This is a genomic window from Nigerium sp. (assembly GCF_039811905.1).
GTDB lineage: Bacteria > Actinomycetota > Actinomycetes > Propionibacteriales > Propionibacteriaceae > Propioniciclava.
Map to the genome: position 1 here is coordinate 1 of NZ_JBDHZL010000023.1, position 15,131 is coordinate 15,131.

Annotated in this window: 15 protein-coding genes; 11 read left to right on the plus strand and 4 right to left on the minus strand. The window is 70.3% G+C overall.

Annotated elements, in window-relative coordinates:
- From infB to WMJ97_RS06335, 10 genes are all read left to right on the plus strand, one after another.
- On the plus strand, positions 1-2,007 hold a 2,007-nt coding region (gene infB / locus WMJ97_RS06290; protein WP_347348125.1), incomplete at its 5' end, for a translation initiation factor IF-2.
- 9 nt (positions 2,008-2,016) lie between these two features.
- Positions 2,017-2,469 (plus strand): 30S ribosome-binding factor RbfA, encoded by a 453-nt coding sequence (gene rbfA / locus WMJ97_RS06295; RefSeq protein WP_347348126.1) that lies wholly within the window; start codon positions 2,017-2,019, stop codon positions 2,467-2,469.
- 21 nt (positions 2,470-2,490) lie between these two features.
- Positions 2,491-3,387: a tRNA pseudouridine(55) synthase TruB gene (gene truB / locus WMJ97_RS06300; RefSeq protein WP_347348127.1), complete on the plus strand. Its 897-nt coding sequence runs from the start codon at positions 2,491-2,493 to the stop codon at positions 3,385-3,387.
- 154 nt (positions 3,388-3,541) lie between these two features.
- Positions 3,542-4,348, plus strand: a complete 807-nt coding sequence (locus WMJ97_RS06305) for a DeoR/GlpR family DNA-binding transcription regulator (protein WP_347348128.1) — start codon at positions 3,542-3,544, stop codon at positions 4,346-4,348.
- A 139-nt stretch (positions 4,349-4,487) separates the two neighbouring features.
- Positions 4,488-4,976: a ribose-5-phosphate isomerase gene (locus WMJ97_RS06310; protein ID WP_347348129.1), complete on the plus strand. Its 489-nt coding sequence runs from the start codon at positions 4,488-4,490 to the stop codon at positions 4,974-4,976.
- 7 nt (positions 4,977-4,983) lie between these two features.
- Entirely contained in the window at positions 4,984-5,847 is an 864-nt protein-coding gene (locus WMJ97_RS06315; RefSeq protein WP_347348130.1) for an HAD-IIA family hydrolase, read from the plus strand.
- A gap of 125 nt (positions 5,848-5,972) precedes the next feature.
- Entirely contained in the window at positions 5,973-7,532 is a 1,560-nt protein-coding gene (locus tag WMJ97_RS06320; protein WP_347348131.1) for an FGGY-family carbohydrate kinase, read from the plus strand.
- Positions 7,529-8,884, plus strand: coding sequence for a sn-glycerol-1-phosphate dehydrogenase (locus tag WMJ97_RS06325; protein ID WP_347348132.1), 1,356 nt, complete (start codon positions 7,529-7,531; stop codon positions 8,882-8,884). Before WMJ97_RS06320 ends, WMJ97_RS06325 begins: the two co-directional genes overlap by 4 nt.
- Before the next feature lie 124 nt (positions 8,885-9,008).
- Positions 9,009-9,938: a bifunctional riboflavin kinase/FAD synthetase gene (locus WMJ97_RS06330; RefSeq protein ID WP_347348133.1), complete on the plus strand. Its 930-nt coding sequence runs from the start codon at positions 9,009-9,011 to the stop codon at positions 9,936-9,938.
- 108 nt (positions 9,939-10,046) lie between these two features.
- Positions 10,047-10,487 (plus strand): hypothetical protein, encoded by a 441-nt coding sequence (locus tag WMJ97_RS06335; protein WP_347348134.1) that lies wholly within the window; start codon positions 10,047-10,049, stop codon positions 10,485-10,487.
- Positions 10,488-10,526: 39 nt separating this feature from the next.
- Here the strand turns inward: WMJ97_RS06335 and WMJ97_RS06340 are convergent, their stop codons facing one another.
- On the minus strand, positions 10,527-11,036 hold the full coding sequence (locus tag WMJ97_RS06340; RefSeq protein WP_347348135.1) for a GNAT family N-acetyltransferase: 510 nt from the start codon (positions 11,034-11,036) through the stop codon (positions 10,527-10,529).
- A gap of 182 nt (positions 11,037-11,218) precedes the next feature.
- On the opposite strand from WMJ97_RS06340, the gene WMJ97_RS06345 reads away from it, so the two are divergent.
- On the plus strand, positions 11,219-11,956 hold the full coding sequence (locus WMJ97_RS06345; RefSeq protein ID WP_347348136.1) for a hypothetical protein: 738 nt from the start codon (positions 11,219-11,221) through the stop codon (positions 11,954-11,956).
- Positions 11,957-12,044: 88 nt separating this feature from the next.
- On the opposite strand, the gene WMJ97_RS06350 is transcribed toward WMJ97_RS06345, so the two are convergent.
- The 3 genes from WMJ97_RS06350 to WMJ97_RS06360 are packed head-to-tail and all read right to left on the minus strand — an operon-like array spanning position 12,045 to position 14,970.
- Complete coding sequence (locus WMJ97_RS06350; protein ID WP_347348137.1) at positions 12,045-13,412, minus strand: NAD(P)(+) transhydrogenase (Re/Si-specific) subunit beta; 1,368 nt, start codon at positions 13,410-13,412, stop codon at positions 12,045-12,047.
- A gap of 2 nt (positions 13,413-13,414) precedes the next feature.
- Entirely contained in the window at positions 13,415-13,726 is a 312-nt protein-coding gene (locus tag WMJ97_RS06355) for an NAD(P) transhydrogenase subunit alpha (RefSeq protein WP_347348138.1), read from the minus strand.
- Positions 13,723-14,970 carry an NAD(P) transhydrogenase subunit alpha gene (locus tag WMJ97_RS06360; protein WP_347348139.1) on the minus strand — a complete coding sequence of 416 codons (1,248 nt, stop codon included), beginning with the start codon at positions 14,968-14,970 and terminating at the stop codon, positions 13,723-13,725. The genes WMJ97_RS06355 and WMJ97_RS06360 overlap by 4 nt, the downstream gene beginning before the upstream one ends.
- Positions 14,971-15,131: the final 161 nt, after the last annotated feature.

Sequence of the window (15,131 nt, forward strand, 5' to 3'; positions counted from 1 at the left end):
CCGGGTCGCGGTGGTGCCCCGGGCGGCCCGACGGGCCCGATCGGCGGCGGTCGCGGTGGCCGTGGCGGCCGTGGCGGTTCCGGCACGCAGGGCGCCTTCGGGCGTCCGGGCGGGCAGTCGCGGCGCGGTCGCAAGAGCAAGAAGCAGCGCCGTCAAGAGTTCGACCAGATGGAGGCGCCGACGATCGGTGGCGTCCGCATCCGGCACGGCAACGGCGAGACCGTTCGCCTGCGCCGCGGGGCGTCCCTGACGGATCTCGCCGAGAAGATCGGCGTCGATCCGGCCAGCCTCGTGCAGGTGCTGTTCAACCTGGGCGAGATGGTGAACGCGACCCAGTCGGTCGCCGACGACACCCTGCAGGTGCTGGGTGCCGAGCTCAACTACAACATCGAGGTCGTCTCCCCGGAGGACGAGGACCGCGAGTTGCTGGAGAGCTTCGACATCGAGTTCGGCGAAGACGAGGGCGACGAGGAAGACCTGGAGTCCCGCCCGCCGGCCGTCACGGTCATGGGCCACGTCGACCACGGCAAGACGAAGCTGCTGGACGCGGTCCGGCACTCGAACGTCGTGGCGAAGGAGGCCGGCGGCATCACGCAGGCCATCGGCGCCTACCAGGTCGAGACCGAGGTCGAGGGCGAAGAGCGCGCGATCACGTTCATCGACACCCCGGGTCACGAGGCGTTCACCGCCATGCGTGCCCGTGGTGCGAAGTCGACCGACATCGCGGTGCTCGTGGTGGCGGCCGACGACGGCGTGATGCCGCAGACGATCGAGGCGTTGAACCACGCGAAGGCGGCCGACGTGCCGATCGTCGTGGCGGTCAACAAGATCGACAAGCCCGGCGCCGACCCGGCGAAGGTCCGCGGGCAGCTCACCGAGTACGGGCTGGTGCCCGAGGAGTACGGCGGCGACACCATGTTCGTCGACGTGTCCGCGGTGACGCACGAGGGCCTCGAGCGGCTGCTGGAGGCGATCGTCCTGACGGCCGACGCGTCCCTCGATCTGCGCGCGAACCCCGACATGCCCGCCCAGGGCGTGGCGATCGAGGCGCACCTCGACAAGGGCCGTGGCCCGGTCGCGACCGTCCTCGTTCACCGCGGCACCCTGCACACGGGCGACTCGATCGTCGCCGGCTCGGCCCACGGCCGCGTCCGCGCGATGATCAACGACCGGGGCGAAACCGTCGACGAGGCTCCGCCGTCCATGCCGGTGCAGGTGCTCGGCCTGACGTCCGTTCCGGGCGCCGGCGACAACTTCCTCGTGGTGGACGACGACCGGATGGCCCGGCAGATCGCCGACAAGCGGGAGGCGCGCCAGCGCGCCGCCATGCTCGCGAAGTCGACGCGCCGTAAGACGCTGGACGAGATCTTCGCCCAGCTCGAGAAGGGCGAGACGCAGGAGCTCAACCTCATCCTCAAGGGCGATTCGGCCGGCTCGGTCGAGGCGCTGGAGGACGCGCTGCTCGGCATCGAGGTCAGCGACGAGGTGGATCTGCGGATCATCGACCGCGGCGTCGGCGCGATCACCGAGACGAACGTCACCCTCGCGGCGGCGTCCAACGCGGTCATCATCGGCTACAACGTCCGAGCCCAGGGCAAGGCCACACAGCTGGCCGACGCCGAGGGCGTCGACATCCGCTACTACTCGATCATCTACCAGGCGATCGACGACGTGGAGGCCGCGCTCAAGGGCATGCTCAAGCCCGTGTTCGAGGAGCACGTGCTGGGCGAGGCGGAGATCCGCGAGATCTTCCGCAGCTCCAAGTTCGGCAACATCGCCGGCTGTCTCGTCATGGACGGCCTGATCCGCCGCAACGCGAAGGCTCGCCTGCTGCGTGACGGCGTGGTCGTGACCGACACGTCCATCGCGTCGCTGCGGCGCGAGAAGGACGACGTCACCGAGGTGCGCGAGGGGTACGAGTGCGGCATGACGCTCGCGAACTTCTCCGACATCAAGACCGGCGACGTCATCCAGACGTACGAGATGGTCGAGAAGCCGCGCGACTAGGAGGAACGCATGGGTAACCCCCGCTACATCAAGGTCGCCGAGCAGATCAAGGTGATCGTGGCGGACATGCTCGAACGGCGGATCAAGGATCCGCGGCTCGGGTTCGTCACGATCACCGACGTCCGGCTCACCGGCGACGGGCGCGAGGCGACCGTGTTCTACACGGTCATGCCGACCTCACCCGAGAACGCGGCGCAGGAGGTCGCGGGCACGGCCGCCGCGCTGCGCTCGGCGACCGGCCTGATCCGCTCGACGGTCGGCAAGCAGCTCGGCATGAAGTTCACGCCGACGATCCAGTTCGCGCTGGACGCCGTGCCCGAGTCCGCCGCCGAGATCGAGGCGCTGCTCGCCAAGGCTCGCCAGTCGGACGCCGACGTGGCCGCCCAGGCCGCGCAGGCGTCCCACGCCGGGGAGGCCGATCCGTACCGCAAGCGCGAGGACGAGGAGGGGGACGCGGGGTAGCCGCGCGGCGACCCGCACCCCATGGACACCTCCGGACTCCTCATCGTCGACAAGCCCGCGGGCATCACCTCTCACCAGGTGGTCTCGCGGGCTCGTCGCGCGTTGGGCCAAAAGAAGATCGGGCACGCCGGCACGCTCGACCCGATGGCGACCGGCGTCCTGCTGCTCGGCGTCGGCAAGGGGACGCGCCTGCTCACCCACCTCACCCTCGCCGACAAGGCGTACGACGCGACGATCAGGTTGGGGCAGGCGACGATCACCGACGACGCCGAGGGCGAGATCACGGACGCCGCCGGTGCGGCCGGCCTCACGGCGGCCGCCGTCTCGGACGCCGTCGGGGCCTACCGAGGCGCGATCGTCCAGGTGCCGTCGGCGGTCTCGGCGATCAAGGTGGGCGGCCAGCGCTCGTACGCCCGCGTCCGGAAGGGCGAGGCGGTGGAGCTGGCCGGGCGTCCGGTGACGGTGTCGCGGTTCGACGTGCTGGGCGTCCGGGAGGCGGAGGCCGACGGGGTGCCGGTGCTCGACGTCGACGTCACGGTCGAGTGCAGCTCGGGCACCTACATCCGGGCGCTGGCCCGGGATCTCGGTCGGGACCTGGGCACCGGCGGCCACCTCACCGCCCTCCGGCGCACCCGCGTCGGCCCGTTCACGCTGGCCGACGCCACCTGGGACGCCGTGTTCGGCGACCTCGCTCCCGGCCAGCGGGTGCCGCTCGACCTGACCTCGTTGGCGGACGCGGCGCGCGCCTGCCTCCCCGTCGTCGAGGTGGACGCCGCCCGCGCCGCCGACGTGGCGGTGGGGCGTCCGCTGGACGTCGGCGTCCCCGAGGACCCGACGGGGATCATCGCCGACGGCCGTCTGATCGCCCTGTACCGACCCGCCGCGGCGGGGAGCGTCCCCGTGGCCGTGCTGATCTGATCCCTGCTGATCTGATCCCTGCTGATCTGATCCCTGCTGATCTGAGCCGTGTGGCTCGGCGCCGCCGGGCGAACCGTGTCCCCGGTGGGCACGCCGACCCGCCGCCGGCGCCCGCGGAGCACCCCTCCGCTACGCTGACGCGCGAGGAGGCAGGGTGAGCGAGCGGCATACGGGGCGGGGCAGTGCGAGCGACCAGCAGGAGCGGCGGCTGATGATCGCCGAGCGGGTGGTGACCCGCGGCACCGTGACCGTCGACGAGCTCGCCAGCGCCGCCGGAGTCTCGGCGATGACGATCTACCGCGACGTCGCCGCGCTCGAGGAGGCCGGCATCGTCCAGCGCGGCCGCGGCACGGTCTCGGCCATGGCGACGGGGCTGCACGAGGCGTCCGCGTCGTTCCGGCTCGACCAGAACGTCGCGCTGAAGCAGGCGCTCGGCCACGCGGTCGCCCAGCGCATCAACCCCGGCATGGCGCTCATGCTCGACGATTCGACCTCCGGCGTCTGGACCCTGCGCGCGCTCGACGTCACGCCCCTGACGGTGATCACGAACTCGCTGCTCGTCGCGCGCGAGGTGGGCCACAGCAGCGGCGTCCGGCTGATCGTGGCCGGCGGCACCTACCAGCCGTGGGCCGAATCGCTCATGGGGTCGGCGACGGTCGCGCAGCTCGGCGAGCTGCGCGCGGACGTCGCGATCCTGTCGGCGTCCGGCATTGCGGACGGCCGCTGCTTCCACCCGCACGAGGACGCCTCGCAGATCAAGCGGCAGATGATGGCCTCGGCCCGGCGCCGGTTCCTCATCCTCGACCACACCAAGTTCGCGCGCCGCGCGCTGTATTCGTTCGCCGCGCTCACCGAGTTCGACACGGTGTTCACCGACGACGGCGTCGATGAGAATATGCGCCGCGCCCTGACCGAAACGGGCGTCCCGTTAGAGGTAGTCAGCGCCGCGAAGGCGTCCTAGGCTCGCACACCAGGGGCGTGGCGACGCCGCGTCCGGGCCAGCATTGGTCACACAAACTATGGTGGATCTATCACTGAACGTGATACTTTCATCACAATCCGTGTGAAGAAGCATCGTCGCCGATGCGGAAGGGAACGCCATGGGTCTGCGAGTCGTCGTCGCCGCCGACATTGCCGGGTACGACTACAAGGAAGCCATCAAGAAAGATCTCGAGGCCGACGAGCGCGTCGACGAGGTCATCGACGTCGGGGTCGGCGCGAAGGAAGACATCGACTACCCGCACGTCAGCGTCAAGGGCGCCAAGATCATCGCGGCGGGGGACGCCGATCGCGGGGTCTTCATCTGCGGCACCGGCATGGGCATGGCCATCGCGGCGAACAAGGTGAAGGGCATCCGGGCGTCCACGGCGCACGACAGCTTCTCCGCCGAGCGCCTCGTGCTCTCCAACAACGGCCAGGTGCTCTGCATGGGCCAGCGCGTGATCGGCGTCGAGTTGGCCCGCCGCCTGGCGAAGGAGTTCCTCGGCTACGCGTTCGACACCACCTCGCATTCCGCGCCCAAAGTCGCCGCCCTGGACGCCTACGACGAGCGACAGGACGCCGACGAGGTCGTCTCGTCCTGCGAGTGAAGCCGCGATGACCGACCTCGACATCCTGCGGGGCCCCGAGGGGTTCTACGACGCCTACATCTTCGACATGGACGGCACGATCTACCTCGGCGACCACCTCCTGCCGGGCGCGGCCCGCATGATCAAGGAGTTGCGCCGGCGGGAGATCCCCGTGCGGTTCCTGTCGAACAATCCGACGAAGGATCCCGAGCAGTACCAACAGAAGCTGCTCAAGCTCGGCCTGCCGACCGACCTGGAGGACATCGCGAACACGGTCGTCACGACCACGCGGTGGCTGAAGGCGAACCATCCGGACGCCGTCGTCTTCCCCATCAGCGAGGAGCCGCTCAAGCGCGCCTTCGCGAAGGCGGGCATCGCGATGAGCGAGAACCCCGAGGAGATCGACATCGTCGTCGCCTCGTACGACCGGACGTTCGAGTACCGCAAGCTGCAGATCGCGTTCGACGCCATCTGGTTCCACAAGCGGGCGTTCCTCATCCAGACGAACCCCGACCGCTTCTGCCCGTTCCCGGGCGGGCGCGGCGAGCCCGACTGCGCGGCGATCGTCGCGGCGATCGAGGCCTGCACCGGCACCAAGTGCCGCCTGAACCTCGGCAAGCCCGACCCGATCATGCTGCACGCCGCCCTGGCGGGGCTGGACGTCGAGCCCGAGCGGGCCGTCATGGTCGGCGACCGGCTGCAGACCGACATTCAGATGGCGCTCGACACGAACATGGTCTCGGCGCTCGTGCTCACGGGCGAGGCCACGGCCGACGACGTGCGCGCCCTCGACCCGGCGCACAACCCCACCTACGTCATGGACCGCATCGACCGGCTCATCCCCGCCTCGGCGTGGACCGAGCTCGGCTGGACCGCTGACGACGACTCCTAGGGCACCCTCAGCCCACCCCGCCTCCCGGCCAACCGGCCGGGAGGCGTCCGATGAAGGAAACGCCCAGCGCGCGGACGCGGCGGGCAGGCAGGGACGCAGCGAGGCGTCCGGAAGGAACGACAATCATGGCCGAAGACCAGTACGTACTCGGAATCGACTACGGCACCGAGAGCTGCCGCGTGGTGATCGTGGACCTGAAGGGGAACCCGATCACGTTCGCGGCGACGCCGTACCAGACGTCCCATCCGCGGGCCGGGTGGGCCGAGCAAGACCCGAAGCAGTGGTGGGAGGCGCTGCAGGCGTCCGCGCACCTGGCGCTGCGCAACGCGGGCATCAGCCCGGCGCAGATCGTGGGCATCAGCTACGACGCGACGACGATGACGGTCGTCGCGATGGACGCCAAGGGTGAGGAGATCCGCCCGGCGATCATGTGGATGGACGTCCGCGCGACCAAGCAGTCCGCGCGGGCGGAGACGTCCGACTCGGTCGCCCGCCTCTACAACGGCAACGGGACGGCCCCGGCGACCGCCGAATGGTACCCGTTCAAGGCGGCCTGGCTGCGCGAGAACGAGCCCGAGACCTACCAGCGGGCGGCCCACCTCGTCGACGCGCCCGACTGGCTCACCTACAAGCTGACCGGCGAGTGGACCGTGAACATCAACTCCGCCGCCCTGCGCATGTACTACAACCGCGACCAGGGCGGCTGGCCGGTGGACTTCTACGAGCACATCGGCTGCGGGGACGCCTTCGACAAGATCCCCGAGCGCGTGCTCGACCTCGGGACGCCGGTGGGCGGCCTGTCCACGATCGCGGCCCAGCTGCTCGGCCTGCGTCCGGGGATCCCGGTCGCCCAGGGCCCCGCGGACGCCTGGGCCGGCCAGATCGGCCTCGGCGTCGTCCAGCCGGGCAAGATGGCCCTCATCACCGGCAGCTCGCACGTGTTCACGGGCCAGAGCGACAAGCCGATCCACGGAAAGGGCTTCTTCGGCGCCTACACCGACGGGGTCATGCCCGGCCAGTACACGGTCGAGGGCGGCCAGGTCTCGACGGGCTCGGTCATGAAGTGGTTCAAGGACAACTTCGCCCGCGACGTCGTCCAGGCGGCCGAGCGCACGGGCCTGAACGTCTACGACATCCTCAACGACCAGAGCCGTCACCTGCCGCCGGGCGCGGACGGACTCATCGTCAACGAGTACTTCCAGGGCAACCGGACGCCGTACACTGACTCCAAGGCGCGCGGCATCATCTGGGGCCTGTCGCTGCACCACGGGCCCGAGCACCTCTACCGCGCCATCCAGGAGGGCATCTGCTATGGAAACGCCCACAACCTGAAGGCGATGGAGGCCGCCGGACTCGAGGTGACCGAGGTCGTCGCGGCCGGCGGCATGACCAAGAGCCGCGACCTCATCCAGATGCACGCCGACGTGATGAACAAGCCGATCACCCTCACCGAGGTCGGGGACGCCGTCGCGCTCGGCTCGGCGATGATCGCCGCCGTGGGCGCCGGGGTCTACACCGACCTCATCGACGCCGCGAAGAACATGGTGCACGAGATCGACACGATGGAGCCGAACCAGGAGGTGCACGAGCAGTACCAGTTCTACGTCGACAAGTACATCTCCGCCTTCCCGCAGATGGCCGACCTCATCCACGACGTCGTCGACCACGAGGCGGATCGCGCATGAGCGAGCTCATCGAGCGGGCCCTGAAGGACTCCAGCGACACCCGCGTCGCGATCGTCGAGGAGGGCGCGATCGAGAAGGCGGGGACGGTGTTCGCCGAGCTGTTCCCGGGTCGGGCGGCCATCGTCGTCGGCGACGAGCGCACGATGCAGGTCGCGGGGGACCGCGTCCTGCGCATCCTGGCCGCGGCCGGGGTGGAGACCGTGCCGCCGCACGTCTTCCCGGGCGCGCCCGAGCTGTATGCGCAGTACGAGAACTGCGAGCTGCTGCGCGACGCCTTGCGGGACGTGGACGCCATCGCCGTCGCCGTGGGCGGCGGGACGCTGAACGACATCGTGAAGCGGGCGTCCGGGGAGCTGGAGCGCGAGTACCTGCAGATCGGCACGGCGGCGTCCATGGACGGCTTCACGGCCTTCGGGGCGTCCATCGCGCTCGACGGGTTCAAGCAGACGCTCTCGTGCCCGGCCCCGGCCGGGTCGATCTCCGACCTGACGATCATGGCCGAGGCGCCGACCGTGATGACGGCGTCCGGGTATGGCGACCTGCTGGGTAAGGTGCCGGCGGGCGCAGACTGGATGATCGCGGACGCCGTCGGCGTCGAGAAGATCGACCGGGCCGTCTGGGACCTCGTCCAGGGGCCCCTGCGCACGTCGCTGTCGCGGCCGGCCGAGCTGGCCGCGCACGACGTGTCGGCGACGAACGACCTGGCCGAGGGCCTGGTCATGTCGGGGTTGGCGATGCAGGCGCATCAGAGTTCGCGGCCGGCGTCCGGGGCTGAGCATCAGTTCAGCCACCTGTGGGAGATGGAGGGCCACGGCGTCGACATCACCCCGCGGCGGCTCAGCCACGGCTTCAAGGTGGCGGTCGGCTCGGTGGCGATCTCGGCGTTCTACCAGCGGCTCTTCACCAAAGACATCGCGGGGCTCGACACCGACGCGATCGTCGCGCGGTGGCCCAGCAGGGAGGCGATGGAGAGCCGCGTCCGGTCGTTGCACCCCGACCCGAAGCTGGTCGACGAGACCGTCGTGCAGTCGCTGGCGAAGTGGGTCACGCCCGAGCAACTCGCCGAGCGCATCGAGCTGGTCAAGCGCGTGTGGCCCGAGCTGCGCCCGAAGCTCGAAGCCCAACTCATCGGCCCTGACGAGTTGCAGCGGATGCTCCGGGACGCCCAGGCGCCCGCGCACCCGAGCGACATCCAGCTCGCGTGGGGCCGGTTCAAGGACACCTACGTGCGGGCGCAGATGATCCGCAAGCGCTACACGGTGCTCGACCTCGCGCTGGAGCTGGGGCTGCTCGACGAGATCACCGACGAGTTGTTCTCCGCCGACGGATTCTGGGGACGCCAGGAGGGCTGAGCGGCAGGCGTCCGGTGGGCGGCCGCGACGGGCAGGGACCCGTCGCGGCCGCCCTCGCGTTCCGGCCCGGAACGCTCGTCGAAGGCTTGGTAGAGTGCGGGACGGTCCAGGGCGGAAGGCAGGCATGAGCGAATCGGTCGTCGTCATCGGCAACTTCGACGGCGTGCACCCGGGGCACCGCAGGGTGCTGGAGGCGGCCCACCAGGCCGAGCCCACGCTGCCGCTGATCGTGGTCACCTTCTGGCCGCACCCGCTGTCGGTGCTGCGCCCCGGGCACGGGCCGCAGTTGCTCACCCGGCTGGAGGAGCGCATCGCGTTGCTGAAGCAGGCGGGCGCCGACGAGGTGCGCGTGATCGACTTCACGCACGACTTCGCGTCGTGGACGCCGGAGCGCTTCCTCAGCGACGTGATCCGGCCGCTCCACCCGCGTCGGGTCGTGGTGGGGGAGAACTTTCGGTTCGGCCGGGGGGCGTCGGGAACGGTGGAAACGCTGCGCGAGTACGGGCGCGGCCGGTTCGAGGTGACCGCGCTGAGCCTGGTGCAGTTCGAGTCGGAGGATACGTGCTCCACGCTGATCCGGCAGCAGCTGGCCGCCGGCAACGTGCGCCGCGCCGCGGAGCACCTGGGGCGTCCGTTCCGGTTCAGCGGCGTCGTGCAGCAAGGCGACCGCCGCGGGCGCGAGCTGGGCTTCCCGACGGCGAACCTGCCGGTGCCCGCGATCCTCGCGTGCCCGGCCGACGGCGTCTATGCGGGCTGGGTGACCCGGCTCGACGGGCTGGACGCCCACGGCGTCCCGCTGGCCGGGCGTGCGCCGGAGCGCTGGCCGGCCGCGATCTCGGTCGGCACGAACCCCACCTTCGACGGCCTCCAGCGGCGCGTGGAGAGCTACGTGCTCGACCGCACCGACCTCGAGCTGTACGGGGCGCGCATCGCGGTGGACTTCATCGACCACATCCGGGGCCAGGTGAAGTTCAACGCCATCGACGACCTGATCGTCCGCATGCGCGACGACGTCGATCGCTGCCGGACGCTGCTGCGGCAGGAAGCGGCCTAGCGCCGGGCCAAAGGTGCCGTGAGCCTCGCCGAAAGACTGAATAGGTAAGAAGGTCGGGGCACTTTCGAACGATTGCGGGTCCCTCGCGCGGGTGACCATACTGATCCTGTGCGAATCTCGCTGACGACGTGGTTCCCGACGCCCAACGGGGGGCGGCGGGTCGCCGGGCTGTCGTCCCGGCACATCGAAGACGTGGACGCCCTCGGTCGCCGCGTCCTCGCCCAGCATGAGCGGGCGCTCGCCGAGCGCGCCGCCGACCGTCTGGAGGCCCTGCGCGCCGACGGCGTCCGGCTGTGGTCGGTGGAGCCCGCGTCGCGTCCGGGGTGCTGGCGGCTGGGGTTCGCCGACGGCTCGGGCGTGTTGGTGCGCGGCGGGCGTCCGGATGACCTGGCCAGCGCAGGCGACATCCTCCGCGCCGGGGGTGTCATCGCGCAGGTGCCGCTGGAGGGCACTCTCCCGCTCAGCGTGCTGCTGGTCGGCACGCACGTGAGCGCCCGCGTGCAGGTGGTCTGCCTCGCGGACGCTCAGGTTCCGGCGCTGCGGCGCTGACGCCCGGGCACGCCCGGCCGGGCGCCCCGCGCGTTCGTCTCAGGCGGAGATGCGCAGCGACTTGCGGTAGATCGCGTCGTGCCCCTTGACCTCGGTCTCGGTGCCGTCCTCGGCGATCGTGAGGTAGGTGGCGACGCGGTGGTGGCCGGTCGGCGTGTAATCGAGCCCGATGTACATCGGGATGGCGGCCGGGTTCTCGGGGTCGACGCCGAGCTGGATCTCATCGAAGCCGTGCCGGCTGGCGAGCGTCTCCAGGTACTGCGACAGGGCGGCGCCGAGGCCCCGGCGGCGGAACTCCGGATACACCCACAGGTTCTTCATCTCGGGCCGCAGGTCGGTCTCCTCGCGGCAGTCGAGGACGACGTAGCCGCCCAGCTCGCCACCCACGAACCCCACCACCAGGAAGTAGTCGCCCTGCTCCTGCAACTCGAAGTGCTTCTCGGCGAAACTCGCGTCGGGGTTGGGTTCGCGATGCGCGAGGGCCTCAGCGTCATCGGCGTTGGCCAACCGCACGTCGATGGAGGTCTTGGGGGTGTTCTGCTGGCTCATGGGCCCTCCTCGTTGCGATCATGTTTCGGCATCAGTGTGTCCTAGGCCCCCCTTTCTCAACAAGGTGGTCCGCCCCTCGGGCACCGCCCGCGCGGGGCCGCCGGATTGCGCTGCGGCCCCCGCGGGAGTACCGGGTAGCCTCGGGGGAGTTCTGTTGCCCGCACATCCCGCTGGAGGAACCCATGCGCGTCCTGCCCCGTCTCTGCCTCGCGGCCGTCGCCGTGCTCGCCGTCGGGTGTACGGCCCCCTCGGGCACGACCCCCGCGCCCGACTCGCCGGCTGCCGGCACCCCGAGCGCGGCCGCACCGACGGCGTCCCCGACGGCCGCAGGCACCGTCGCGAGCGTCGCCCCGGGCCAGGAGGTGGACGCCCACGCCCTGCTGGCGGCCGTCGCGAAGGCGCAGCGGGACGCGAAGACGTCGACGGCGTCCTTCGAGGTGACGAAGGCCGACAAGAGCGTCGTGGCCAGCGGGACGGCGGCTCTCGACTTCGGCGGCGAGACGACCCGCATGTACGCGAAGGGCACGCAGCAGGGCGGCGTCGAGGTGATGATCGACGGCGCGACCGCCTACGTGAAGGCCGGCGAGCTCACGCAGGGCAAGTGGCTGAAGGGGTCGCTGAGCAGCGTCCCGGAGGCCGTGCGCGACGTGCAGCAGTCCTATGACGCGGCGGCGCTGCAGGGCGGCGTCGACAAGGCGGTGTTCCGGGGCGAGGAGACCGTCGAAGGAGTTCGGGCGCGCCACTACACGCTGACCGGGTCGGGCCGCACCCAGGAGTTGTGGGTCGGGCCTGACTACCGGCCCGTCCGTTCGCAGTGGCCCGAGAGCGAAGGCACCTTCACGACGACATTCTCCGGCTACGGCCGGCCCGTGACGATCCCGACGCCGCCGGCGTCCGAGGTCGTGCAACTGCCGGGCTGACGAGAGGACGCCCGCCGATCGGCGGGCCTGAGGACGCCACAGGGGCGGGTCCGCACGGACCCGCCCCTGTGTGTAATCCGGCGCTGTCTCAGACGAGCGTCTTGAGGTTCGCGATGACGTCGGCGACGGCCTGCTGGGCCGAGCCGTACAGCATCGAGGTGTTGTCGGCGTAGAACAGCAGGTTCTCGACGCCGGAGTAGCCCTTGCCACGGCCGCGCTTGATGACGATGGCCTGGTGCGCCTGGTCGGCGTTCAGGATCGGCATGCCGTAGATCGGCGAACTCTTGTCGCTGCGCGCCGCCGGGTTCACGACGTCGTTGGCCCCGATCACGAGGGCGACGTCGGTCTGGCTGAACTCGTCGTTGATCTCCTCGAGGTCGTAGATCATGTCGTACGGGACGCCGGCCTCGGCCAGCAGCACGTTCATGTGACCGGGCATGCGGCCCGCCACCGGGTGGATGGCGAACTTCACCTCGACGCCGGCGTCCTCCAGCAGCTTGGTCATCTCCCAGACCTTGTGCTGCGCGCCGGCGACGGCCATGCCATAGCCCGGGATGATGACGACCTTCTCGGCGTAGCGCATGGCCGCGGCGGCGTCCATGGCGCTCATCTCCTTCATCGAGCCCTCGACCTCGGCCGCGCCCTCCTGGGCCTCGCCGGTGAGCGGGGTGAAGATGACGTTCTTGATGGGCCGGTTCATGGCCTTGGCCATGAGCTGGGTGAGCAGCGTGCCGGAGGCACCGACGACGATGCCGGCGATGATGAGTGCCGGGTTGCCGAGAACGTAGCCCTCGAAGCCGACCGCCAGGCCGGTGAAGGCGTTCAGCAGCGAGATGACGACCGGCATGTCGGCCCCGCCGATGGGGGAGACGACGATGACGCCGAGCAGCAGCGAGATCAGGAAGAACAGCACGACCGCCACCCCGTTGCCGGTGGCGATGACGATGATCGCGAGGATCAGGGTCACGGCGGCGAGGCCGATGTTCGTGAGGTTCTGGCCCGGCAGGCGCAGGGCCTTCTTCATGATGCCCTGCAGCTTCAGGAACGCGACGACCGAGCCGGAGAACGCGACACAGCCGATCAGCGCGCCGAGGGTCGCCATGATGGCCACCACCGGACGATCGATGTGCCCGCCCGCGAACTCCATCGCGGCGATGAGCGCGGCCGCGCCGCCGCCCATGCCGTTGTAGACCGCCACCATCTGAGGCATGTCGGTCATCTTCACGACCTTGCCGAGCCAGGCTGCGACGCCGCCGCCGATCGCCATGGCCAGCACCATGAGGATCAGGTTCTGCGTGCCCGGAATGAGCAGTGTCGTGACGGTGGCGACGAGCATGCCGACGCCCGCCCACATGATGCCGCGCTTGGCGGTGACGGGCGAGCTCATGGCCTTCAGGCCGAGGATGAACAGGACGGCGACGATGAGGTACACGCCGTTGACAAGAACGAAAGCCATGATCAGTTCTCACCCTCGCTCTTCGCAGCGACCTGCTTCTTCTTGGACGCGAACATGCCCAGCATGCGGTCGGTCACGACGTAGCCGCCGGCGGCGTTCGCGGCGCCGAGCAGCACGGCGAGGAACCCGAGCGTGATCTGCAGCGGCCCTTGCGCGTTGCCGAGGGCGAACATCGCGCCGACGAGCACGACGCCGTGGACGAAGTTGGAGCCCGACATGAGGGGCGTGTGCAGGATCACCGGGACCCTGGAGATGACCTCGTAGCCGACGAACGCCGCCAGCACGAAGATGTAGAGGTAGAGCAGATCGATCATGCCTGAGGCTCCTGGTCGGTGGTCGGGAGGGGCTGGACGGCCGTGGCGTCCACAGCGGGCGCCGGCTGCACGTCGGTGGGCGCCTGGTCGGCGAGCGGATCCGCCGCGCGGACCGCGACGGTCTGGAGGCCCAGGACCTTGCCGACGCTCTGGTGGGCGACGTACCCGCCGTGCGTGAGCGCCGTGCCGCGGATCACCTCGTCGGACCAGTCGATGACCAGTTCGCCGTCCGTGATCATGGGCGCGGTGAAGTTGTACAGGTTGCGGCTGAACATCTCCGAGGTGTGCACGGGCATGCGGGCCGGCAGGTTCACCGGGCCGACGACGTGGGCCGGGCCGACGCGCATCTCCTTGCCCGCGACCGTCCCCTCGACGTTGCCGCCGGTCTCGGCCGCCATGTCGACCACGACGCTGCCCGGGCGCATCCCGTCCAGCATGGCGCGGGTCACGATCACCGGGGCCTTCTTGCCCGGCACCGCGGCCGTCGTGATCAGCACGTCCGTCTTCCCGATCGCCTTCGCCAGGGCCGCGGCCTGTTGGGCCTTCTCGTCGTCGGTGAGCTCGCGGGCGTAACCGCCGGTGCCCGCCGCGCTGACGCCCGTGTCGACGAACTTGGCGCCGAGCGACTCGACCTGCTCGCGCGTCTCCGGACGCACGTCGTAACCCTCCACGATCGCACCCAGCCGCTTGGCCGTCGCGATCGCCTGGAGGCCGGCCACGCCGGCGCCGACGACGAGCACGCGCGCGGGCCGGATCGTGCCCGCCGCGTACGTCAGCATCGGGAAGAACTTGGGCGACCGCGTGGCGCCGATCAGCGCGCACTGGTAGCCGGACGCCGCCCCCTGGGAACTCAGAATGTCCATGCTCTGCGCCCGCGAGATGCGGGGGAGCAACTCCATGGCGAACGCGGTCACGCCCTGCTGGGCGAGCCGGGAGGCGTGCTCGGCGCTGCTGTACGGGGCGAGCAGACCCATCAGGATCTGCCCGGGCCGCAACTGCGCCTCAGCCTCGGGTGTCAGGTTGCCGATGGTCCACACGATCTGCGCCGCCGAGATCACCTCGGCGGTCGAATCGACCCACGTGACCGCTAGATCGTCCTCGAGGAGGAACGCGCCCTGAGTGGCGCCTCGCTCCACCACGAGTTGGACGCCGAGGGCGTCCAACTTCTTGACGACGTCGGGCACGATCGGTGTCCGGGTCTCCGCAGGGTCGGCGTTCGCGGGGACGCCGATCACAACAGTCATGCCTCACTCCTTCGTTGACGACCGCGCCGGGCGTGGCCGACACCGAACTGGTGGCGGTGCCGGGTCCCGGCGACACTCTCCGGCCACCCTAGCGTTGCGGGGTCGTCGAAGCCGGTCTTCCCTCTATTCGGGTGCTGCCCGCGCTCGTCGCAGACCGCGGG

What these genes read in the sequence shown, in the direction of transcription:
- WMJ97_RS06360 (WP_347348139.1), bottom strand. Translation starts at nt 14,970, where the DNA reads ATGACTGTTGTGATCGGCGTCCCCGCGAACGCCGACCCTGCGGAGACC.
- truB (WP_347348127.1), top strand. Translation starts at nt 2,491, where the DNA reads ATGGACACCTCCGGACTCCTCATCGTCGACAAGCCCGCGGGCATCACC.
- WMJ97_RS06355 (WP_347348138.1), bottom strand. Translation starts at nt 13,726, where the DNA reads ATGATCGATCTGCTCTACCTCTACATCTTCGTGCTGGCGGCGTTCGTC.
- WMJ97_RS06325 (WP_347348132.1), top strand. Translation starts at nt 7,529, where the DNA reads ATGAGCGAGCTCATCGAGCGGGCCCTGAAGGACTCCAGCGACACCCGC.
- WMJ97_RS06345 (WP_347348136.1), top strand. Translation starts at nt 11,219, where the DNA reads ATGCGCGTCCTGCCCCGTCTCTGCCTCGCGGCCGTCGCCGTGCTCGCC.
- rbfA (WP_347348126.1), top strand. Translation starts at nt 2,017, where the DNA reads ATGGGTAACCCCCGCTACATCAAGGTCGCCGAGCAGATCAAGGTGATC.
- WMJ97_RS06350 (WP_347348137.1), bottom strand. Translation starts at nt 13,412, where the DNA reads ATGGCTTTCGTTCTTGTCAACGGCGTGTACCTCATCGTCGCCGTCCTG.
- WMJ97_RS06320 (WP_347348131.1), top strand. Translation starts at nt 5,973, where the DNA reads ATGGCCGAAGACCAGTACGTACTCGGAATCGACTACGGCACCGAGAGC.
- WMJ97_RS06330 (WP_347348133.1), top strand. Translation starts at nt 9,009, where the DNA reads ATGAGCGAATCGGTCGTCGTCATCGGCAACTTCGACGGCGTGCACCCG.
- WMJ97_RS06315 (WP_347348130.1), top strand. Translation starts at nt 4,984, where the DNA reads ATGACCGACCTCGACATCCTGCGGGGCCCCGAGGGGTTCTACGACGCC.
- WMJ97_RS06310 (WP_347348129.1), top strand. Translation starts at nt 4,488, where the DNA reads ATGGGTCTGCGAGTCGTCGTCGCCGCCGACATTGCCGGGTACGACTAC.
- WMJ97_RS06340 (WP_347348135.1), bottom strand. Translation starts at nt 11,036, where the DNA reads ATGAGCCAGCAGAACACCCCCAAGACCTCCATCGACGTGCGGTTGGCC.